General features: G+C 69.0%; 17 protein-coding genes and 4 tRNA genes. 12 read left to right on the top strand and 9 right to left on the bottom strand.

Annotation, left to right across the window (positions count from 1 at the left end; genetic code table 11):
* Nucleotides 1–80: 80 nt before the first annotated feature.
* The 4 genes from ACWEVR_RS04170 to ACWEVR_RS04155 all read left to right on the top strand — a co-directional run bounded on the left by ACWEVR_RS04170 (nucleotide 81) and on the right by ACWEVR_RS04155 (nucleotide 4,305).
* Complete coding sequence (locus ACWEVR_RS04170; protein ID WP_452465772.1) at nucleotides 81–1,346, top strand: NAD(P)/FAD-dependent oxidoreductase; 1,266 nt, start codon at nucleotides 81–83, stop codon at nucleotides 1,344–1,346.
* 65 nt (nucleotides 1,347–1,411) lie between these two features.
* On the top strand, nucleotides 1,412–2,251 hold the full coding sequence (locus ACWEVR_RS04165; protein WP_452465771.1) for an alpha/beta fold hydrolase: 840 nt from the start codon (nucleotides 1,412–1,414) through the stop codon (nucleotides 2,249–2,251).
* Nucleotides 2,248–2,784 (top strand): TetR/AcrR family transcriptional regulator, encoded by a 537-nt coding sequence (locus tag ACWEVR_RS04160; protein ID WP_452465770.1) that lies wholly within the window; start codon nucleotides 2,248–2,250, stop codon nucleotides 2,782–2,784. The genes ACWEVR_RS04165 and ACWEVR_RS04160 overlap by 4 nt, the downstream gene beginning before the upstream one ends.
* 147 nt (nucleotides 2,785–2,931) lie before the next feature.
* Complete coding sequence (locus tag ACWEVR_RS04155; RefSeq protein ID WP_452465769.1) at nucleotides 2,932–4,305, top strand: cutinase family protein; 1,374 nt, start codon at nucleotides 2,932–2,934, stop codon at nucleotides 4,303–4,305.
* A 65-nt stretch (nucleotides 4,306–4,370) separates the two neighbouring features.
* Here ACWEVR_RS04155 and ACWEVR_RS04150 read toward each other — a convergent pair whose 3' ends face one another.
* The 5 genes from ACWEVR_RS04150 to ACWEVR_RS04130 form a co-directional block, all read right to left on the bottom strand.
* Entirely contained in the window at nucleotides 4,371–4,583 is a 213-nt protein-coding gene (locus ACWEVR_RS04150) for a helix-turn-helix domain-containing protein (protein WP_225280548.1), read from the bottom strand.
* 198 nt (nucleotides 4,584–4,781) lie between these two features.
* A complete protein-coding gene (locus ACWEVR_RS04145; RefSeq protein ID WP_452465768.1) occupies nucleotides 4,782–5,756 on the bottom strand; it encodes a helix-turn-helix domain-containing protein in 975 nt (324 codons plus the stop codon).
* Nucleotides 5,757–5,931: 175 nt separating this feature from the next.
* A complete protein-coding gene (locus tag ACWEVR_RS04140; protein ID WP_357145766.1) occupies nucleotides 5,932–6,564 on the bottom strand; it encodes a GNAT family N-acetyltransferase in 633 nt (210 codons plus the stop codon).
* Complete coding sequence (locus tag ACWEVR_RS04135; RefSeq protein WP_452465767.1) at nucleotides 6,561–7,739, bottom strand: ThiF family adenylyltransferase; 1,179 nt, start codon at nucleotides 7,737–7,739, stop codon at nucleotides 6,561–6,563. The genes ACWEVR_RS04140 and ACWEVR_RS04135 overlap by 4 nt, the downstream gene beginning before the upstream one ends.
* Before the next feature lie 384 nt (nucleotides 7,740–8,123).
* On the bottom strand, nucleotides 8,124–8,672 hold the full coding sequence (locus ACWEVR_RS04130; protein ID WP_452465766.1) for an NAD(P)H-dependent oxidoreductase: 549 nt from the start codon (nucleotides 8,670–8,672) through the stop codon (nucleotides 8,124–8,126).
* Between the two features lie 149 nt (nucleotides 8,673–8,821).
* Between ACWEVR_RS04130 and ACWEVR_RS04125 the strand changes: the two genes are divergently transcribed.
* Nucleotides 8,822–9,667 carry a LysR family transcriptional regulator gene (locus ACWEVR_RS04125; protein WP_452465765.1) on the top strand — a complete coding sequence of 282 codons (846 nt, stop codon included), beginning with the start codon at nucleotides 8,822–8,824 and terminating at the stop codon, nucleotides 9,665–9,667.
* 65 nt (nucleotides 9,668–9,732) lie between these two features.
* On the opposite strand, the gene ACWEVR_RS04120 is transcribed toward ACWEVR_RS04125, so the two are convergent.
* Nucleotides 9,733–9,804: transfer RNA gene (locus ACWEVR_RS04120), tRNA-Val, on the bottom strand.
* Nucleotides 9,805–10,131: 327 nt separating this feature from the next.
* Here ACWEVR_RS04120 and ACWEVR_RS04115 point away from each other — a divergent pair.
* From ACWEVR_RS04115 to ACWEVR_RS04105, 3 genes are all read left to right on the top strand, one after another.
* Nucleotides 10,132–10,203, top strand: a tRNA-Gly gene (locus tag ACWEVR_RS04115).
* Between the two features lie 45 nt (nucleotides 10,204–10,248).
* Nucleotides 10,249–10,319: transfer RNA gene (locus ACWEVR_RS04110), tRNA-Cys, on the top strand.
* 1 nt (nucleotide 10,320) lies between these two features.
* Nucleotides 10,321–10,395: transfer RNA gene (locus ACWEVR_RS04105), tRNA-Val, on the top strand.
* Nucleotides 10,396–10,446: 51 nt separating this feature from the next.
* On the opposite strand, the gene ACWEVR_RS04100 is transcribed toward ACWEVR_RS04105, so the two are convergent.
* A complete protein-coding gene (locus tag ACWEVR_RS04100) occupies nucleotides 10,447–11,376 on the bottom strand; it encodes a zinc-binding dehydrogenase (protein ID WP_452465764.1) in 930 nt (309 codons plus the stop codon).
* 113 nt (nucleotides 11,377–11,489) lie between these two features.
* Between ACWEVR_RS04100 and ACWEVR_RS04095 the strand changes: the two genes are divergently transcribed.
* The 3 genes from ACWEVR_RS04095 (at nucleotide 11,490) to ACWEVR_RS04085 (ending at nucleotide 14,552) form a co-directional block, all read left to right on the top strand.
* Nucleotides 11,490–12,131: a TetR/AcrR family transcriptional regulator gene (locus tag ACWEVR_RS04095; protein ID WP_452465763.1), complete on the top strand. Its 642-nt coding sequence runs from the start codon at nucleotides 11,490–11,492 to the stop codon at nucleotides 12,129–12,131.
* A 102-nt stretch (nucleotides 12,132–12,233) separates the two neighbouring features.
* The gene (gene mraY / locus ACWEVR_RS04090) at nucleotides 12,234–13,307 is read left to right on the top strand and encodes a phospho-N-acetylmuramoyl-pentapeptide-transferase (protein WP_067493047.1); all 1,074 of its coding nucleotides are present in this window, start codon (nucleotides 12,234–12,236) and stop codon (nucleotides 13,305–13,307) included.
* A gap of 39 nt (nucleotides 13,308–13,346) precedes the next feature.
* Nucleotides 13,347–14,552 carry a hypothetical protein gene (locus tag ACWEVR_RS04085; protein ID WP_452465762.1) on the top strand — a complete coding sequence of 402 codons (1,206 nt, stop codon included), beginning with the start codon at nucleotides 13,347–13,349 and terminating at the stop codon, nucleotides 14,550–14,552.
* Here the strand turns inward: ACWEVR_RS04085 and ACWEVR_RS04080 are convergent.
* A complete protein-coding gene (locus tag ACWEVR_RS04080) occupies nucleotides 14,491–15,444 on the bottom strand; it encodes a hypothetical protein (protein ID WP_452465761.1) in 954 nt (317 codons plus the stop codon). The genes ACWEVR_RS04085 and ACWEVR_RS04080 overlap by 62 nt on opposite strands.
* 384 nt (nucleotides 15,445–15,828) lie before the next feature.
* On the opposite strand from ACWEVR_RS04080, the gene ACWEVR_RS04075 reads away from it, so the two are divergent.
* Nucleotides 15,829–18,045: a hypothetical protein gene (locus ACWEVR_RS04075; protein WP_452465760.1), complete on the top strand. Its 2,217-nt coding sequence runs from the start codon at nucleotides 15,829–15,831 to the stop codon at nucleotides 18,043–18,045.
* Here the strand turns inward: ACWEVR_RS04075 and ACWEVR_RS04070 are convergent.
* Nucleotides 18,042–18,977 carry a LysR family transcriptional regulator gene (locus ACWEVR_RS04070; RefSeq protein WP_452465759.1) on the bottom strand — a complete coding sequence of 312 codons (936 nt, stop codon included), beginning with the start codon at nucleotides 18,975–18,977 and terminating at the stop codon, nucleotides 18,042–18,044. The genes ACWEVR_RS04075 and ACWEVR_RS04070 overlap by 4 nt on opposite strands.
* Nucleotides 18,978–19,030: the final 53 nt, after the last annotated feature.

Raw genomic sequence — 19,030 nt, 5'->3', positions numbered from 1 at the left:
CCGGGGCGGCACCGCCCACGCCGACATGCTCGACGTCGTACTTCCCCGGACGTCGCGGCGGCCGGGACTACCCTCGAAAAATGGCCTCTACCTCGCACGACGAGCACGGATCCACGGCGCTCACCGTCGTCGGCGACCTGTGGTCACCAGCGTGTGCGGCGGTCCGGACATTCCTCAGCCGCAACGAAATCGCTTGCCGCTGGATCCAACCCGCCGACCCGGAGGCGCGGCGACTGCTGGCCGACCACGGGTTCGGCGCCGAGGACACGCCCGTCTTGATCGACTCCGCCGGGCGAGCCCTGCGACCGACGGACGAGGCACAGCTGGCGCGGTGGGTCGGGTTGCACACCGAACCCAGCTGCGGCAACTACGACCTGATGATCGTCGGCGGCGGCCCGGCAGGCATGGCGGCCGCCGTCTACGGCGCGTCGGAAGGGTTGCACACCGTCGCGCTCGAGCAGTGGGCGATCGGCGGACAGGCCGGGCTGAGCTCCCGGATCGAGAACTATCTCGGTTTCCCGGACGGCATTTCCGGCGCCCAGCTCACCGATCGGGCACGGCGTCAGGCGGGCAAGTTCGGCGCCGAGCTGGTGATCAGTTCCCGCGCCGAGCAACTCGACGTCGGTCCGAACGGCTTCACCGTGCGATGCACGGGTGGCCTCGAGGTGTCGGCGAAATCGGTGATCATCGCGACCGGCGCGACCTTCCGCACCCTCGACGCACCCGGCATCGACCGGTTCGCCGGACGCGGTGTGTACTACTTCTCGGCGCTCACCGAGGCACCGCTGTGCGCGGGGTCCGTGGTGTACATCGTCGGCGGTGCGAACTCGGCCGGGCAGGCGGCGATTTACTTCGCCGAGGGTGCGGCCCGGGTGATCATGCTGATCCGCGGCTCGTCGCCGGCCGCCGAGATGTCGGCCTATCTCATCGAGCAGATCGAGGCGAATCCACGCATCGAGGTCCGCCTCGACACCGAGATCGCGGCCGCCGCGGGCAACACCCATCTCGAACGCCTCACCCTGCGCACCCGCAGCACCGGCGCACTGGAAGAAGTCCCCGCCACCTGGCTGTTCGCCTTCATCGGCGCCGACCCCGCCACCACGTGGCTCGGCCCCGCGTTCGCCCGCGACGCCAAGGGCTACCTCCTCACCGGCCCCGACATCGCCACCGTCACCGGCGATTCCTCCCCGTGGCCCCTCTCCCGCGCACCTCTCCACCTGGAAACCACCGTCCCCGGCGTCTTCGCCGCAGGCGATGTCCGCGCCTTCACCGGACATCGGGTAGCCGCCGCTGTCGGCGAGGGTTCCATGGCCGTGATGCTCGTCCACAAGTATCTGCGCGACTGACGCGGAAGCCTCTTGACCGACCGGTCGGTCATTCCTACGCTGATGTCGAGCGATCGGAGGGGATCATGCGGGTATCGGTCGAGACCAGGTTCGGCACAGTGGCCGTGCATCTGAGTGGGCGCGATCCGGGTGGGCGGACGGGATTGCTTCTCCTGCATGCCAATCCGGGTGATCATCGTGATTTCGCCGCCGTCTTGCCCGCGTTGGGTGAGCAGTGGCCCGTGGCCGCGCTCGATTGGCCCGGATTCGGTGATTCGACGGTGTCCGACCCTGCGGCTCTGCGAACGCCGGTGCTGCCGATGATCGCGAGTCGCGTTCTCGAAGTACTGCGGGCCGAGCACGGTTTCGGGTCCGTCGTCGTGCTCGGTAACAGTGTCGGCGGGTATGCCGCCGCACGGCTGACCGAACGCGAACCCGAGCATGTGCGTGCCGCTGTGCTCGTGCAACCGGCCGGGTTCGTGCCCCATGGCCTTGTCGTGCGGGCGATGTCGCGGTTCATGTCGGCGCACGCTGTCGCCGCGCGCACGGTGGGGCCCGCCGCGCGCCTCTACCTCGGGCCGCCCGGTCGCGGGGCCGTGCGCCCGGTCCTCGAACGCGCCCGCCGGGTGCGCGACAAACCGCGGCGGCTGACGGTGTATCGCAGGCTCTGGGCGACCATCGCCGACCCCGATCTCCACCTGGCCGCGAACGGCCCGTTGCCGATCCAGGCCCCGGTTCAGGTGGTGTGGGGCCGCAACGATCCGATCAATCCGTGGGTGCTCAACCGGCGCGGTCTCGCGGCAGCTCTGCCGCACGCCGAGGTCGCGGTCCTTCCCACCCGGCACGAACCCTTCTGTGAGGCGCCACAGCTGTTCCTCGAGACGGTGACACCGTTTCTGCGTGCGCACAGCGAGGTGAACCGATGAGATCTCCGGAGCCCGGGCGTCGCGCCCTGCTGGACGCGGGCCGCGCTCTGCTCGGCAGCGAGAACCTGAGCAAGGTGTCGGTCAACGCCATCACGGCCGGGGCGGGCATGGCCAAAGGCAGCTTCTACCAGCACTGGCCCAGCCGCGAGGAGTACCTCCTCGCCCTGCACCGCGAGTTCCACGACACCCTCTTCGCCCGTGTGCGGGCCGCCATCGCCGACCTCCCACCCGGCGCCGAACGCCTGCGCACCGGCATCGATGTCTATCTGGACGGTTGCCTGGCCGACCCGGCCACCAAAGCCCTGCTGGTCCAGGCGCGTACCGATGCGGGCCTGGGCGGCGAAGTCGCCCACCGCAACGCCCTGGCCGCCGACATCGCCACCGAGGACCTGACCGCGATCGGCTGGACCGACCCCCACCCCGTCGCCGTCCTCCTCATCGCCGCGATCGCCGAAACCGCCCTCCTGGAACTCGACGCCACCGCCCCGCGCCCCGATCTGCGCTCGGCGCTGCTCGAGCTGGCTCGGCGCTGACACACAGCGCTCCCGGAATTCCGATCTGAAATGAAACTGTGCCTGAAAGTGTCGACGTAACCGGCGGCGGGTGGCGAGAATTGGTCACGACGGGTCGGCACGGTTCGGCGCGTCGCGAATACCCTTCGGCAACAGAGGAATTGGTCGATGAACAGGTTGTCGAGATTCAGTGTGGTGGCGTCGGCCGTCGCGGTTGTGGCAGTCGGGTCCCCGGCGGTCGGTGTCGCGCGGGCGGAAACGCCTGGCACGCAAACCTGTACTCCGTATACGGCGATTCTGGCGCCGGGGACCTGGGAGACGACGCCGGACGCCGATCCCGAGGTGCCCGTCGGGATGCTGCGGCCGGTCGGTGAGGGCCTGCGACAGCGGTTCGGCCGTGACATCACGGTGCTCTATGTCCCTTATGCCGCAAGCGCTTTCGATCTGGGCTTGAGCTACGCGGAATCGCTGAGCACCTTGGAATCCCGTTTGGACCGTATGCTGCGCGGCCTGTGCGACTCGACGAGGGTCGTCCTGGCCGGTTACAGCCAGGGCGCGGACGGTGTCGGTGATCTCGCGACCGCGATCGGCCACGGTGACGGTCCCATCGAGGCCGATCGAGTGGCCGGTGTCGGGCTACTCGCCGACCCGCATCGCGATCCGGATACCACGCTCTCCCTGGGTGATCCGCAGCCCGGCTACGGCATCGCCGGGGCACGGGACCGGGATTTCGGCGCGTTGACCGACCGGGTTCGCACTCTGTGTGCCGACGGCGATCTGTACTGTGCCCTCGATTCGGCCACCTCTCCGTTCCTCGCCGTGGTCGGCCGCGTACTCAGTGGTGATCCCGGGCCTATCGCGAACCTCGTTCCCCCTACGGTCGATCCGAACAATCTGATCGCGCAAGCCGTCACGATGGGGGCCGGCTGGACTGCCACCGCGGCGAACCTGCCGACCATCACCGACAACTTGACCCGCCTTCGGGAGTTCATCGCGGCGGGCGATATCCGCAGTGCGCGCCGGGCCGCGGATGCCGTGAACGCCGCCCTGTCACCCTTGGTCCAGGCCGCCGCGGGTGTGGATCGTGTGCTGGTCGCCGAGGTCGTCCGCGCGGCTGCCGCCGTCGACCCCACCGGACGGACGGCGGCGGTCGGTGTCATCGCCGACGCACTCGCGCACATCGACCTGCTCGGCATCGCCGACAGAGCAGGCCGTACTCAAGAAACACTGTGGCGTGCGGTCGAATCCCTCGACCGCAACGACCACCTGGGGGCCGCTGCCGAACTGGCGTCCTTGGTCGCCGACGGCGCCGACCTCACCGGCTCCGTGTTCGGCCCGGTCGCCGCGGGCATCCGCGCGGACCTGCACGCGACCACCCGAACCCTGCTGAGCCTCACCGACCCTGCCACCACCGAGGAACTCGTCCAACTGGCTCGCCAAGGTGTCGACATGGCCAACTTCTACGCCTCCCGCGCCCACATCGACTACGCCGACGACGTCCCCATCCTGCTGAGCTACCTGAGCTCACAGGTCGTTTCGTAGTCTGGGGCGAACACCGACCGTTGCGCCGACCCGACCTGCCTCGAGCCGGCGCAACGGCATTCAGATCAGCACGACACTGCGTCTCCGACAGACCTGTCGAGACGCACCCCCAGCACTCTCGACAACTCGCAGACATTGTCGGCACTGGGTGTCACCACACCGCGTTCCCAGCGGCTGATCTGGTTTCCGTCCGCAATTCCGATCCAGTCGGCCAACTCCGCCTGGGTGAATCCGGAGGCCATCCTTGCCGCCCGAATCGCTTTGCCGATCGCCGACATGGTCTCCCCTCTCTCTCGATGCCCTCGGCACGGACCGCATCGGCACGGGTGTCCATCGGCGAACACTCGAACTCCTAATGCGGTCTCGCGCAGCCACATTCGAAAGGTATCGGGGAATCGGTCCGGGAAGGAGGCTGTGACTGCACGGCCACTGACTGTGCACGCACAAACGTACGTGCATTCGGGCGCCGATTCCGGCTATTTCGGAGAGTTGTCCGGATCGGCGGCGCTGCGGCGCCAGTCCCGTGGTGTCATGCCGAACGCTTCGCGGAATCGCCGGGCGAAATGCGCTGCGTCGCGGAAGCCGACGGCACCGGCCACCGCACCGATGGACCGGTGCGCGTAGCCCCTGTCGACCAGCATGTCGCGGGCCCGGACCAGGCGCTGCTCGATGATCCACTGCTCGAGGCTGATCCCGGACTGGGCGCACACCTTGTACAGATGCCGCACGGAGATGTTGTTGGCGGCGGCGATCGCGGGGATCTTCAGGGTCGAATCGGACAGGTGTGTCCGCACATACCCGAGGATCTGCTCGATCAGCAGTTGCTCCGGGATGGCGGCACCGTCGCCCGGACCGCGACCGGCCGCCGAGATCAGCAGCGCCCGAACCATTTCCAGGCACGACTCACCCACCGAGGCGGCGGCCGGATCGGTTTCGAGCTGGTCGGCGATCCGGACGAGATGCTGGATCTGTGCCGTGACCATGGGATACAGCGGCGATGCCGCCAGCCGCCCGTGCGCCGCGACGACCGTTTCCGGGGAGATGCCGAGGCGTTCTCTCGACAGCTGCAGGCACAGCGTCCCGCCGAGACCGTGCCAGCCGGAGGCGAATGTGGTCGCCAGGTCGATCACTTCGCACGCGCCGGGTTCGATCAGCGTTTGCGCGCCGAATTGTTCGTGCCTGCGAACCTGCCCGTTCTGGACGGTGACCGTCAACGTGTCGCTCGGCGTCGTCCGCTCATGCCGCCTGGTGCGCCAGACCTGGTGACCGGATACCTCCGAACGGGTGAGCGCGATCGGGCCGAGCATCCAGGCCTGGTGCCTGCTGACCACTTCGGCGGGCGAATCCCACATCCGCAGGTTCGCCCCGATATCGGCTTCCTGCAGGATGGCGGTGACCGCCTCCCGCCGGTCCGCCGGCGTGAAGTAGTCGGAATCGATCAGCACTGCCATCGGTGATCTCCACTTCGGATCCTCGCCGGCGGTGGAGACCCTCCCGTCGCCGGCCGCTGCGCGCATCGGGTGGTGGCAATTCGGGCAAAGGTGATTGCACGGGGGCCTGTAGTCGGCGATGCTATCGCGCCGAGGCGAGTCCGGAGCCCGATTCGGCAGGGTCGCGCAACGGATTTCAGCGCCCGGCGGCGGCGTGTTCCCTTGTCTCGGCGGGCCGCGATGCGAGGATTCGACGTTCGGCGGCGGTCGCCGTCGCAGCCCATTCCGGTCGCAACGCCGCATAGGTGCAGACGTCGCGCCACTGGCCCTGGGTGCGATACAGCTGCCGCAGCCGCGCCTCGGGTGTCAAGCCCACTCCCGCCATCACCGTGTCCATCACGGGATGATCGTGCCGATGGCCCGCCCAGACCCGGTGGATGCCGAGCGGCCCGAAGGCAAAGGCCGCCATGAGCCGTCCCGCCTCGATACCACCCGCGCGCAGCGAGCCCTCCGGAACGACGACCAGACCGCCGATCATCGCGTTGCTGCCGAAATCCTCCACGAGCAGGCCGATGGTGCCGACCATGGTGTCGTCGTCCGGCGCGGTGATCGCCAATGTGTACTTGCGCCGTGGCGTTTCGCCCCGGGAGCGCAGGGCGGCGTCGAACGACGCGGCGGCCGCCTGGACGCTCAGGCTGTCGGTGCCCATGTATCGGGTCAGCTGTGGGTCGGTGAAGATCCGCTGGTAGACGTCGAGGTCGTCGGCACGCAGATCGCGCAGTCGCAGCCGCGCGCCGATCAGTTCCACGTTGCGCAGGTCGATGGTCATCGGACTTCCTCCATCGCCCGCACGATTTCCGGCGAGATTCCCTGTCCCAGCGCGGGTATGAGTTCGTCGAGGTCGACATAGGTTCGTCCCGACGGGATCAGCTCGCCGAGCAGGATGCGTCGAGCCGTGTCCGCGACCAGGGCGCCGCCGAGCATCACCCCGGAGGCGAGTTGGGGCCAGCTGGACAGGCTGCGGCCGATCTCACCGATGGCGTCGCGCATCGCCGGGCTCAGCCGGGGTTCGTCGACCACCGTGAGCAGGAACGACAGCAGTTCGCCGCGATCCATCCGCGCGACATCGGACGACGTCGACGCACCGATCCGGCCGTGGAACAGCGGGCGGTGGGGTTCGAGATCGAACCGTTCCACGTCGAGCAGTCCGCGATCGTTGGCGTCCATCAGGACCGGAATCCCTCGGTGCCGCGCGTATTCGCGAGCCGCGACTTTCGCCCACACCGTGTCGCATTCTTCGACCAGCAGATCCAGCGCAGCGGTGCCGTCGACGCCGTCGAAGAACGGCCCGATCGATTCCTCGGTCAGCCCGGTGGTGAACAGCTCGATGTCGAGGTAGGGATCGATCTCGAACATCTGGCGTGCCGCCAGCACGGCCTTGGAAACACCGAGATCACTCACCCCCGCCCGCAGCCGGTTCAGGTTCGACAGCCCGAGGCTGTCGAAGTCGGCCAGCCGGAAGGACCCGCCGACTCCTTCCATGGCCAGCGTGACGGCCGCGCTGTTGCCCACCGACAGACCGATCACGCCGATCCGCCGTCCGCGCAGGTCTTGCTGCTGGGCCCGGTCGATCTTGTCGCGGTTGCGATCGGTGCGCAGCCGCTGGAAATGCTCGCGTGGCAGCACATGCACCAGGCTGCCGTTCCACGGATAGAAGACCCATGTCCCCCACTGCCACAGCGGCATCCCGCCACTGGCCCGGTGACGCGCCGCGGCCAGCGAGTCCGCCGAGTGCGCGACAGCGGGGTCCTCGCTGCGAATCAGTTCGTCGAGCTGATCTTCGATCGTGTCGTGCACCGCGCCGACAGCACCGGATGCCGCCAGCGCTTCCAGGTCACGCAGTCCTTCCCGGCTCGAGGCGTCGAGCAGCACAGGACGGAATTGCGATGTCGCAGCGCCGGGCGTGAGTACCGCCGGACGCGGGACCGAGCGTTGCGGAACCATGTGCGCGCAGACCTCCGATTCTCATGAGGCCGAACGGATATCCGATCGGCCCTGGCTATCAGGACGCGCAAAGGATACCTACAGCACACTTTCAGCAAACGCATCTCGGATCCCTCGGCATGGCGCGGTCACGCCCCGGCCGAATTCGGGCATTCCGTACCGAACTCGCATGGGCTCCGCGTGATCGCCGCGGCGCCTGGTGAGGCGGGTGATCCGGCGCCCACCGGCTCCATCGATCGCACCGCGCCGCGCTCCCCGCGGTCACCTGGCCCCCATCGCTCACGCATCGGAAAACATAGCGGTCCAGAATGCGGAACGGCCGAATCCGGGTAACGCACGTTGACGGTTCAGGAGACAGCATCGAGATGGCTACCCGCGAGTTCACTACCGAGCCGATGCGGTGGCCGATGCCAGTTGGGCCGCCACCCCGACAGCACGTCCCGCCTGATGGCGGGCGGCGGCCAATGCGAACTCCGTCGGCGGGTTGCCGAAGCCGGCGACGTGTCCGGCGCCGTGGGGGTTGCCGGACCGCATCTGTTCGGCGACAGGCACCGGCGCGGTGAAGCCGGGCGGCACGATGATCCCGCCCCAGTGGGTGAAGATCGTCGTGAAGGAGGCAAGGGTGGTCTCCTGGCCGCCGTGCGTGCTCGCGCTGGAGACGAAGGCTCCGTACACCTTGTCGGCCAGTCGGCCGGTCCGCCAGAGGTCGCCGGTGCCGTCGATGAACGTCTTGAGCCCCGCGGCGATCGTGCCGTAGTGGCTGGGCGTCCCGAACAGGACGACATCGGCCCATTCCAAGTCGGTATTGCCTGCCTCGTCCGCCGGCAGCAAGCGCACCTGGGCGCCTGCACCGGCGGCGCCCTCGGCCGCGGCTTCTGCCAGCCCCTTGATGCTCCCGGTGCGGCTGTAGTAGATCACTGCGACGTTGATCATCGGTACTCCTGTGTTCGAGCGATGGCCGTCATCGGTAGTGACGGCCTCTCGATGCTGCGGCGCGGCCGGGCGGCGTGACCAATACCAACTAGGTCGGCAGCGATACCGCAGCGGTATCGACGGTGGTGGTGGCTGGTTACGATGCGCTGGTGGAGACCCGGGAGTTGCGCTACTTCGTCGCCGTCGCGGAGGAGTTGCACTTCGGGCGGGCGGCGCGGCGGCTCGCGATCGCGCAACCGCCGCTGTCGCGGGCGATTCAGCGGCTCGAACGGCGGCTGGGAACGGTTCTTTTGCGGCGCTCCGCTCGCGCGGTCGCGTTGACCGAGGCCGGGTCGGTGCTGCTGCGGGAGGCCAGGGTCGCGCTCGACGCGGTCGACGCCGCCGAGCGCCGTACTCGCCGGGCCGCTGCCGATCGCCCGGGTGTGGTGCTGGCCGCCAAGGCGGGTGCGTCGAGCGAACTGTTGTCGAGGCTGTTGGAGGTGTACGCCGCCGAGGTCGGCGCTGTGCCTGTCGAGGTGGTGCTGTGCGCGCCCGGTGAACCGGAAACATTGCTGCGCAACGGGTCTGCCGATGTCGCTCTGCTGCATCGGCCGTACGACTCGACGGCTGGGTTCGACGCCGAGGATCTGCATACCGAGCCGCAGGTCGTTGTGCTGCCTGCGGGGCACTCCGCGGCCGGCCGATCCCACCTGTCGATGGCAGAGATCGGTGCACTGTCGGATCTGCCCTTGCCGCGCTGGCTTCGGCGCGATGGAAGTTTCCCGGACGGCCCCGGCCCTGAGGTTCGCAATTACAGCCAGCTGTTGCAGCTGATCGCGCTGGGGCGGGCTTGCGCGGTTGTACCCGAGTCGCTTCGGGCTCAGCTGAGCGACGCGTTCGCGGTCGTGCCGGTGCCGGATGCCCCGCCCGTGACGACGGTCATCTGCTGGCCGCCGCACAGTAGGTCGAAGGCTGTCGCCGACCTCGTCCGTATCGCGACAGAGCGGCGATCGTAAGCGGCCACTCTCGGGATACGAAAAAAGCAGGCCCGCACCGAAAAGGTGCTGACCTGCTTCTTCTGTGGTCCTAGCTGGTTTCGAACCAGCGACCTTCCGCGTGTGAGGCGGACGCTCTCCCGCTGAGCTATAGGACCGGGATCGTTGCGAGGGGCTGTTTGTGCGGCCTCTCGAACGAGACGAAACATTAGCACGGGGTACCCGGGAGACACCAAATCGCCTTGTGAACGGGAAGTTCGGGGCGGCGCGCCCGGTAGATGAAGAGGGTCCGGAACGTGCGGGCCGGCGCGGTACCCGAAGTTCGGCCATCAGTCATCGCCGCGCCACCGGACAACATGCGTGTAATTCACATTTATGCCGTTTAACCAGGCGATTTGTAGTCTTCGCCGCGCGTCGGCTAATGTTCTCATCGCACCACGGAGAGCAGCAAGGCCCCCGGGACGAGCTCCTCTGGAAGTGTGAATGCGGATGTAGCGCAGTGGTAGCGCATCACCTTGCCAAGGTGAGGGTCGCGGGTTCGAATCCCGTCATCCGCTCGAGAGGTAGGTTAGGCACTAGCAGTATGCCATCCTCCTTTGCGCGGTGGAGTGGCCGAGTGGTGAGGCAACGGCCTGCAAAGCCGTGCACACGGGTTCGATTCCCGTCTCCACCTCGCGCGATTAGCTCAGCGGGAGAGCGCTTCCCTGACACGGAAGAGGTCACTGGTTCAATCCCAGTATCGCGCACCACAAGTCAGGCCCCCTTTCGAGGGGGCCTGACTTGTTTGCGTCGCGGACCGGTCAGCCCAGCTCGAGGACGGCCTTGCCGTGCAGTCGGCGGTCGCGCAACGCGGTGACCGCCTCATCCGCGGCGGACCAGTCGCCTCGCCAGACGACCTGCGGGTCGAGAACGCCCGCGGCGACCCGGTCGGCGAGCCAGGTGAGATCACGGCCGAGATCACGGCAGCCGAGCAGGAAGAACGTCACGATCGAGCGGTCGTGCCTGCCCGCATCGCCGAAGAAGGTGCCGAACGGGAACCGCTCCGGCGCACCCGAGGCATGCCCGACCGAGACGAGCGTCCCGCCCTCCGCGAGCGACTCGAAGGCGGTAACCATCTGCGATCCACCGACGAGGTCGAGCACACCGTCGACGCGGCCATCGAGTTCCCTCGGATCCGCAATCACCTGTCCGGCACCGAGCTCCCGCATGCTGTCGCGATGCGCATCCGGGTTCGAGGTCACTGCGACGACCTCCGCACCACCCAGGTGTGCCAGCTGCAACGCGTAACGGCCGACCGCACCGGACGCGCCGGTAACGAGAACCCGGCGCCCCAGCAATGGGCCGAGCCGGTGCAATGCGCGCAATGCCGACGCGCCCGCCACCGGCACTGTACTGAGAGCTGCGAGGTCGGCACCTACCGGTGCGACTCCGACGAATTCGGAATCCACAGCACGCAATTCGGCCCAGGCACCGGCCGGTCCCAGCGTGACCACCGGCGTGCCCACAGCCGGTCCGGAGCCGTCGGCAGCCGCACGCTCGACCACCCCCGACGCGTCCCAACCCAGAACCGTGCCCGCGTCGGCGCCGGGAACGAGATGGGTCACCTCGCCATGGTTCAACGAAGTCGCGGCAACCCGCACCAACACCTGATTCGGGGCCGGATCGGGGTCCGGGACCGATCCGAGGCGGAGTCCGGCAGGGGCGGAACGGTCGACCAGCAGTGCTCGCATATCCAGGGCCTTCTCTTGTGACGACGCGGCAGATCAGCCGCGCAGCAAAAGTGCCATTGAGTGGCAATTGCTGTCAAGTGGCGTTCGCTGTCGGTCATCGGTAGGCTGAGACGATGGACGTAGCGATAGACGAGTTGCCGCTGCGCGAACGGAAAAAGCTACGAACCCGGCACGCGTTGATCGACTCCGCTCTCCGGCTGTTCACCGAGCGTGGGTTCGATGCCGTCACCCTGGACGAGCTGTGCGAGTCCGTCGAGGTTTCCAAGCGCACGTTCTTCCGCACCTTCGCAGGCAAGGAAGACGTGGCGATGGCGCCGCTGCAGGACATCTGGCTCGCCTTCCTGGAAGAGCTGGAACGCGGCGAGCCACGGGAAACCGAGCTCCTGCGCGTGCTCCGGGACGCGCTGCTGGCGGCCGTCGACCGCGTCGCCGTCGGCGAGTGGCCACGGCGTGCCGCGCTGAGCCATCGCCTCGTGGGCGTCACCCCGTCGATGGCCGGACACAACCTGCAATTCTGCGATCGGACCAGCCGCGCGGCAGTCACCCTGCTGCACCGCGAACTGGACGTAGGCGAGGACCGCGCCCTGCATCTACGCCTCGCCGTCGACATCCTGGTCGCCGCGTTCCATTGCGCGCTCGGCGCCTGGACCACCCACGACGACCGCACCGCCGGAGGATTGGCCACCGAAGTACGCCGCGCCTTCGATGCGGTCCCGGACGTGCTGACCATGACCGTGCGACCGAAGAGCCTGTAACCCCGATCACTCCTGCGCCGCAACCCGGTGGCCTCCCCTAGGATCGGCACGGCGCCGCCGGGGCCGCAGCGGATGGCGGGACAGGCGGGACGGAGGGGCAATGTGAGACAGATCCTGTTGTCGGCGGGCATCGCCCTGTTCATCACCATCACGCTCACCCCCGTGCTCATCCGGGTGTTCGCGCGGCGCGGTTTCGGGCAGGAGATCCGGATCGACGGGCCCGCCAGCCACCACACCAAACGCGGCACACCGACCATGGGTGGTCTCGCCATCGGCGCGGGCGTGTGGGGCGGCTACCTGGGCTCGCACCTGATCGGAACACTCTGGGACGCACCGGGTCCCAGCGCGTCGGGCGTTCTGGTGCTGCTGCTCGCCTCGGCGCTCGGCGTGGTCGGCTTCCTCGACGACTCGATCAAACTGCGCAAACACCGCAACCTCGGGCTCACCGCGGCGGGCAAATATCTGGGGCAGATCTCGGCGGCGGTCGTGTTCGCGGTGCTGGTGTTGCGATTCCCCGGCGCCACCGGACTCACTCCGGCGGGCCGCAACCTGTCGTATGTGCGTGACATCCCGACCATCACCTTCGCGTCGTTGTTCTTCGTGCTGTTCGTGGTGCTGCTGGTGGTCGCCTGGTCGAACGCGGTGAACATCACCGACGGGCTCGACGGGCTGGCCGCCGGGTCGATGACCCTGACCCTCGGCGCCTACGTGGTGATCACGCTGTGGCAGTACGACCACTCCTGCGAGATCACCCCCGGCCGCGCCTGCTACACCGTCCGCGACCCGCTGGACCTGGCGATGGTGAGCGCGGCCGGAGCCGCGGCATGTGTCGGATTCCTGTGGTGGAACGCCGCGCCCGCCAAGATCTTCATGGGCGACACCGGATCCCTCGGCCTCGGCGGTCTGCTGGCCGGGCTGTCGATCACCAGCCACACCGAACTGCTCGCGGTAGTGCTCGGTGGACTGTTCGTCGCCGAGATCATGTCGGTGGTGCTGCAGATCGTCGTCTTCCGCACCACCCACACCCGGCTGTTCCGGATGGCGCCGTTCCACCACCATTTCGAACTCGACAACTGGCCGGAGACCACGGTCATCATCCGGTTCTGGGTGCTGGCGGGCATCGCCTCGGCGACGGGGCTGTGCCTGTTCTACAGCGAGTACCTGACGTCGCTGTGACACAACATTGTCGGTGTTCGCCGCTACGCTGACGCGATCATGAGAGAACCGGGCCACGACATCGCCGCCGACGTCTCGTTCGAGCTCGAGGAGCTCGACGAGCTGGTCGGCGAACTGCTCGTCGACCACGCCGAACGCGCGGCACGCGAGGCGCGGGTGGTCGGGCTGCGCCTGGGCATCGGCGGACAGCGCCCGGAAACCCTCACCCGCGTCGGCGCCCGCTACGACCTCGCCCGCGACCGCGCCCGACAGCTCTACACCAAGGCGATCGGGCGCATCCTGCGCGAGGCCACCCGATCCGGACACCGCTCCGGCGAGGTGTTCGCACACCGATACCCGCGTGAGGCGGGCGATCTGCGCCTGGTGCGCACCCTGCTCACCGAGACCTACGCGACCGACACCGACCTGGTCGCCATGGAATGGTCGTATCTGAAGTTGCGCCTGGCCGGACACGACCAGACCGACGCCCGGCGCGTCGCCGGTTATGTCATGCAGCGAATCCTTGGCTGGCAGAAGAAGACCGCGAGCATCCTCGCCAAACTGCACGCCCCGGACGACGACATCGACGACCTGGACGCCGTGCTGGCGGGGACCGACTGGCCGGACGGCTCCCCCGCCCCGTTACCCACCGTCTCGGCGCGGGTGGCCGATGCCGACGACGACGGGCGCGGCCGGTTCTACCTGGCCAAGGCCGGGCGCGACGTCGCCTACGACTCGGCGCTGGTCGCCCGCCTGCTGCGCACGCTCGACGCCAGCCCGGCCGTCGCGGCATTCCAGGAGGAACCCGCCGCCCTCACCTACACGTTCGCGGGTGAGAACCACGTGCACTACCCCTCGGTCGCCGCCCGGCTCAGCGACGGCCGGACGGTGCTGATCGATGTGGTACCGCTGGGCCGGACCCTGTTCCACCACAACAGGCTTCAGGCCGATCTGGTGCGCGCCCACGCCCATGAACGCGGCTGGGGTGCGCTCACCTGGACCGGCAGCGCGATCGGCACCGCACAACTGCGCACCCGCGCCGTCGACGCGGCCGCCGAACATCGCATCGCCGCCGACCTGGCCACCGGCCCCTACGACCGGGTCGCCCTCGCCGCCGTGCTCACCGAGACCGGTCTGGATCTACTCGACCTGACGGCCCTCGTACTGCGCAACGACTGGCAGTTCGACCGGTTGCCGATGCGGCTCAGCGCATCACCATCGCCCCGGCAAGCACCGCGACAACCAGCAGCATCGCGCAGCAGGTGAGCCACTGCCACTGATCGAGGGTGCGATCCATCCGGGTGATGGTGGCGCGCAGGCCCGCCGCGGTCCGCTGCTGGGCGACCAGCTCGCTGCGCAAGCCGGCCAGGGTGATGGCATGGGCGTCGGCGGCCGCGGCCGCGCGTTCGATGCGGTGATGCAGCCTGGTCACCAATCGCTGCTTGTCGCGCACGGCCTGTCGCGACACCGCCAGTTCCACTCGCTGATCGCGCAACTGATTGCGCTGACGTTCGATCATCGCGGCCTGCGCCGCCGTGTGCTTTTCCCAGGTGCCCATCTCGGCCCACCCTCCGTTCGTCACATCCACATGACCCCAGGCGATGTCGTCCGCCACCCAGCCCTCGAGGAACTCCCGCAACGCCCAGCCCGCCCGCACCGGTGCGGCGAAACCGGACTCACCGGCGGTGAGCATGCCCTGATCGATGCGGTATTCGGCACCGGCGGGCGCGAAGTCGGCGATACCGACCGCGGGCACCAACGGCACCCAGTACCCACGCGGGACCACCCACAGCACGTCGTCGATGCCCGCTTCGCGCAGGCGTTCGCGGTGCGCGCGGGCCGCGGTGATGTCGAGGGGGCCGCTGCGCACCTCGACCACGCCGCGCCGCTCGCCACGGCGCCAGTAGATGTCGACGGGGATATCGCCCACCCGGGCGTCCACCTGCGCTTCGTCGGCGCCCGCCGCCGTCAGCCTGCCACAGATCCAATGTTCGAGCCGCTGGGTATTCCATTGCTTCGCAACGCAATCGGGGCAACCACAGCCGTAACCGGTGCGTTCGGGCGCCGCGCGACGACCGCCCTCGGAGATCCCGAGTTCGTCGAGCAGCGCCCGCCGTCCGCACACCACCTGGGTGTCGCTTCGCCGCTTCGTCCTCACACCATCACTCCCTCACCAGGGGCCTGCCGTACGCCCCGCGCCCACGACCTGCACTCAGGTTCCCGCAGCCGCCGACACGCCGCCAGCCCCCTTGACCCGCACTCGGGTGCGTCGCCGTGTGGTGATCGAGATCACAACGACGACATTGCTTGTATATCAAGCCCTTTCATTGTGCCAACGTCGCACGGACCGGCGAAGATCTTGATCATTTCGATACACAGACCGTCCGGGTTGCCGGTCCTTTTCGTCCCGATTACGAAAAGGTTCGGCGCGTCGCCTGGCGCACCGGCCGAGGATCACTACAACGCGTCGGCGGGCACCGGTGGATATGATCGCAGGCGGCCGAGGCGGGCACGCTCGCCGTCCACCGGAAGTAGGGTGTGCATGAACCACGCTGAGCACGACGAAACCATCGGGTCGATGCTGGCGAATATCGCCGCGGCGCTGCGTGAGGTCAGCGAGAAGCTCGATGTCGTCGCCGCGCGCGTCGCCCAGGAGGTCCCCGGCTTCCCCGGTGACGACGAGGACGTGCCCGACCAGCTCCGCATCCGCCGCCTCGAAGCGTGGGCTTTCCATGCGTCACAGGACATTTCCCGGCTCAGTGCCCGGCTCGACGCGCTCGACGGCGGCGACGATCCGGCCCCACCACCCGCCCGTGGGCGCAGCAGACGAGAAGTCCGCGAGGCCGCCGAGCGGGCCGCCGCCCACGAAGAAGCCACGCGGCCGCCGCTGGAGCGCCGTCAGTCGAGCCGCTCGGTCCCCGACCACCTCGGGGATCCCACCTGGCCCATCACCGCTCCCCCTGTCCCCCGCGCGACGACCGAACCGCAGAGCGGTGTGGTTGCGGGCGAACGTGGTCGGGCCGCGTCGCACGAAGAGGGCGAGCCTCGTACCGCCGCGTTCGCGGTCCAGTCGTCAGGGCTCGGCGATCCCGAACCCCAGGCAGCCCGCGGTGCGCGCGGTGACTCGGCACAGCGGCCGAAAGTGAACGGTGCGCACGCACCGGAAGCGACTGTGCGGGAAGCCGTCCCGAATGCGCAGCGGGTGAACGGCCGGCTGCCCGCGCAGCCGGAGCGAGGGACTCCGGCGAGTGGGGTGGCCGACGACATCGCGGCGCAAGGAGTCGGCCTCGCCGCGAATCGTGCTGTTCCGCTCCCGGATTCGACCGATGAACTCGGCCGCCACGAGGAGGACGCCGCGACCGTTTCGGGCGGGTCCGCGAGCGTCGAACGCGCCCGGCCGGTCGGCAAGGTTCCCACCGAGACCCGTGGCACCGAACGCCACACCACTTCCGGCAATGTGACCTGGTCGCCCAACGGCGTCGATCCACAGGCTCAGCGCAACGGATCCGTCCCCCACCGGGCAACCGACCAACGCGCCGCCGTCGAACACGCCGGCGGATCGGAAGACGTGCGGCACAGCTCATTCGACACCGGCACGGCGGGCGAGCGGGTCGGCGATTCCAGCGATGCGCGCCGCGCCGCACATGCGTCCGGTCGCGTCGACGACCAGCAGGCGAGTTCGGCGCGCGCACCGATGGCAGGCACGGGTGGGCACTCGGGTCCGGGTGAGCAAGAACGTGCCGGAATCATTCCGGCCGAAGATCCTCACGCGGCCGAAGCCCGGATCGTGACGAACGGGACGACCTTCAACGGGTTCGCCGATCGGTCGGGTTCCGGGCCGAAGAACGGCAGCGCCAACGGGATCCAGTGGTCCTTCGACGACGACGTGGAGACGACCCTTCCCACCCCGCCGCGAAACGGTCACGCCCGCAACGGCTTCACCACGGACTCCCGCGGCGAGTCCGTCTTCGCCGACTTCACGCCTCGCAACTCGACCACCACCGACAAACCGGCCGCCCCCGCCCGTTTGGTCGCCCCGCCACCCGCCGATTCGGCCCAGGTCGACGCCGGGCACGTGCCGGGCCGAGCCACCGCGCCGTCGGAGCACCTCGACCAGGCACCTCGGTCCGAGCCGTCGGTCGGCGGAACCGACTACCGAACCAGCCCGGCGACGGAATCCGTCGACCGGTCCGGCGGAACAGCCCTGCCGGCGGACTACCCGCATCAGGCGGGCCACTCCGCCCAGGCGGCGGGCGATCCCGGCCGGACGCACCAGCAGGCGGACCGCATCACCCAGGGCGCTCAACCCGGCCCGTCCGACGAAGCGGCGAACGGCCGATACGACCGAGGCGAGCAATCCAGCCGACCGCACGGTCACAGCGCCGAGGAGACCGGCCGGACCGTCGGACAGGACGCGAACACAGGTCCGCTCGCGGCCCAGGCGGCTCACAGCACCGCGCGATTCACCAACTCCGACAACGAGACCGGGACCCGGCACGGCCGACCCGCCGCCCCGGCGGTCGACCTGCCCACCGTCCACACCTCGTCGAGCGCCGACGACAACCTCGGCCCTGCCCCCATCCCCACGGCCACCGACCCGGCAGGCATCACGGTGACCGGCACCTACCGCGCCTTCGACCTCGAATCCGCCGCCCATGTGGACAAACTGCAGGCCATGCTCGACGAGCTCAAGCGCTCCGCCGGCCTGCCACCCGGCCGCCGAGATGTCTTCGGTCCGCCGACCCAGGACCTCGGCTAGACGGCGACTCCCACCGAGCGCACATCGGGTACCTCCGGCGCGTCGCGCAGTACCGTCGCGACGAGTTCGCGCACGGCGCGATGGCCCGCGTCGGCGGTATTGCGCGGATGCCAGGCCATCGCGACGACGGGGGCGGGCAACGGCAGTGGAATCTCGAAGGTGGCCAGGCCGAGCGCCTGACAGGCCGGGCGGGACAACGCCGCGGGGGCGGGGCAGATCAGCTCGGTCGTCGCCACGGTGAACAACGCGGTCGCCAGATCGGCGACGGTCGCGACGACGCGGCGGGTGCGGCCGTGCAGGGCGAGGCGGTCGTCGATGGGACTGTGGGTGCGGCCGGTGGGTGACACCTCGAGGTGGCGCGCGGAGGCGTAGGCGGCGACGGTGGGGCGGTCGGCGGCGAAGGGATGGCCGGCGGCCGCGACACCGACCCAGCGGTCGCTGAACAGCCGCTGCACAACGGTTTCGGGGTCGGTACGGCCGAGCACGCCCACTTCGATGTCGACCTGTCCGTCGCGCAGGGCAACGGCGCTGTCGGCGGGGTCCGCGGCCAGCAGCCGAACCGTCACGCCGGGCAGTTGCGTCCCGACCGCGCCGAGCAGCGGTCCCGCGAGCCGCGCCGCCACGGCATCACCCACGCGGACCACGAAATCCCGCTGCCTGCGAACACCGCCGCCCTCGTGCGAGGTGAGCAGCACCCGGCTCGCCTCGACCAGCGCCGCCACGTCCTGGCGCAGTTCCAGGGCGCGCGGGGTGGGCACCAGATGCCTGCCGGAACGCACGAGCAGCGGGTCACCGAACACCTCACGCAACCGGGTGAGGGTTCGGCTCATCGCCGAGGTGGAGGTGTGCAGTCGCCGGGCCGCCTCGGTGACGCTGTTGGTGTCGAGCAGCGCGTCCAGGGCGGGCAGCAGGTTCAGATCCAGCGCTTCCACGCGAGGATTATCACCAACGCCCGGTTCGCCACCAAGCGGCCGCACCGCGTGTC

This window comes from Nocardia sp. NPDC003979 (assembly GCF_053605015.1).
This window is presented reverse-complemented; position numbering and strand designations above follow the sequence as displayed.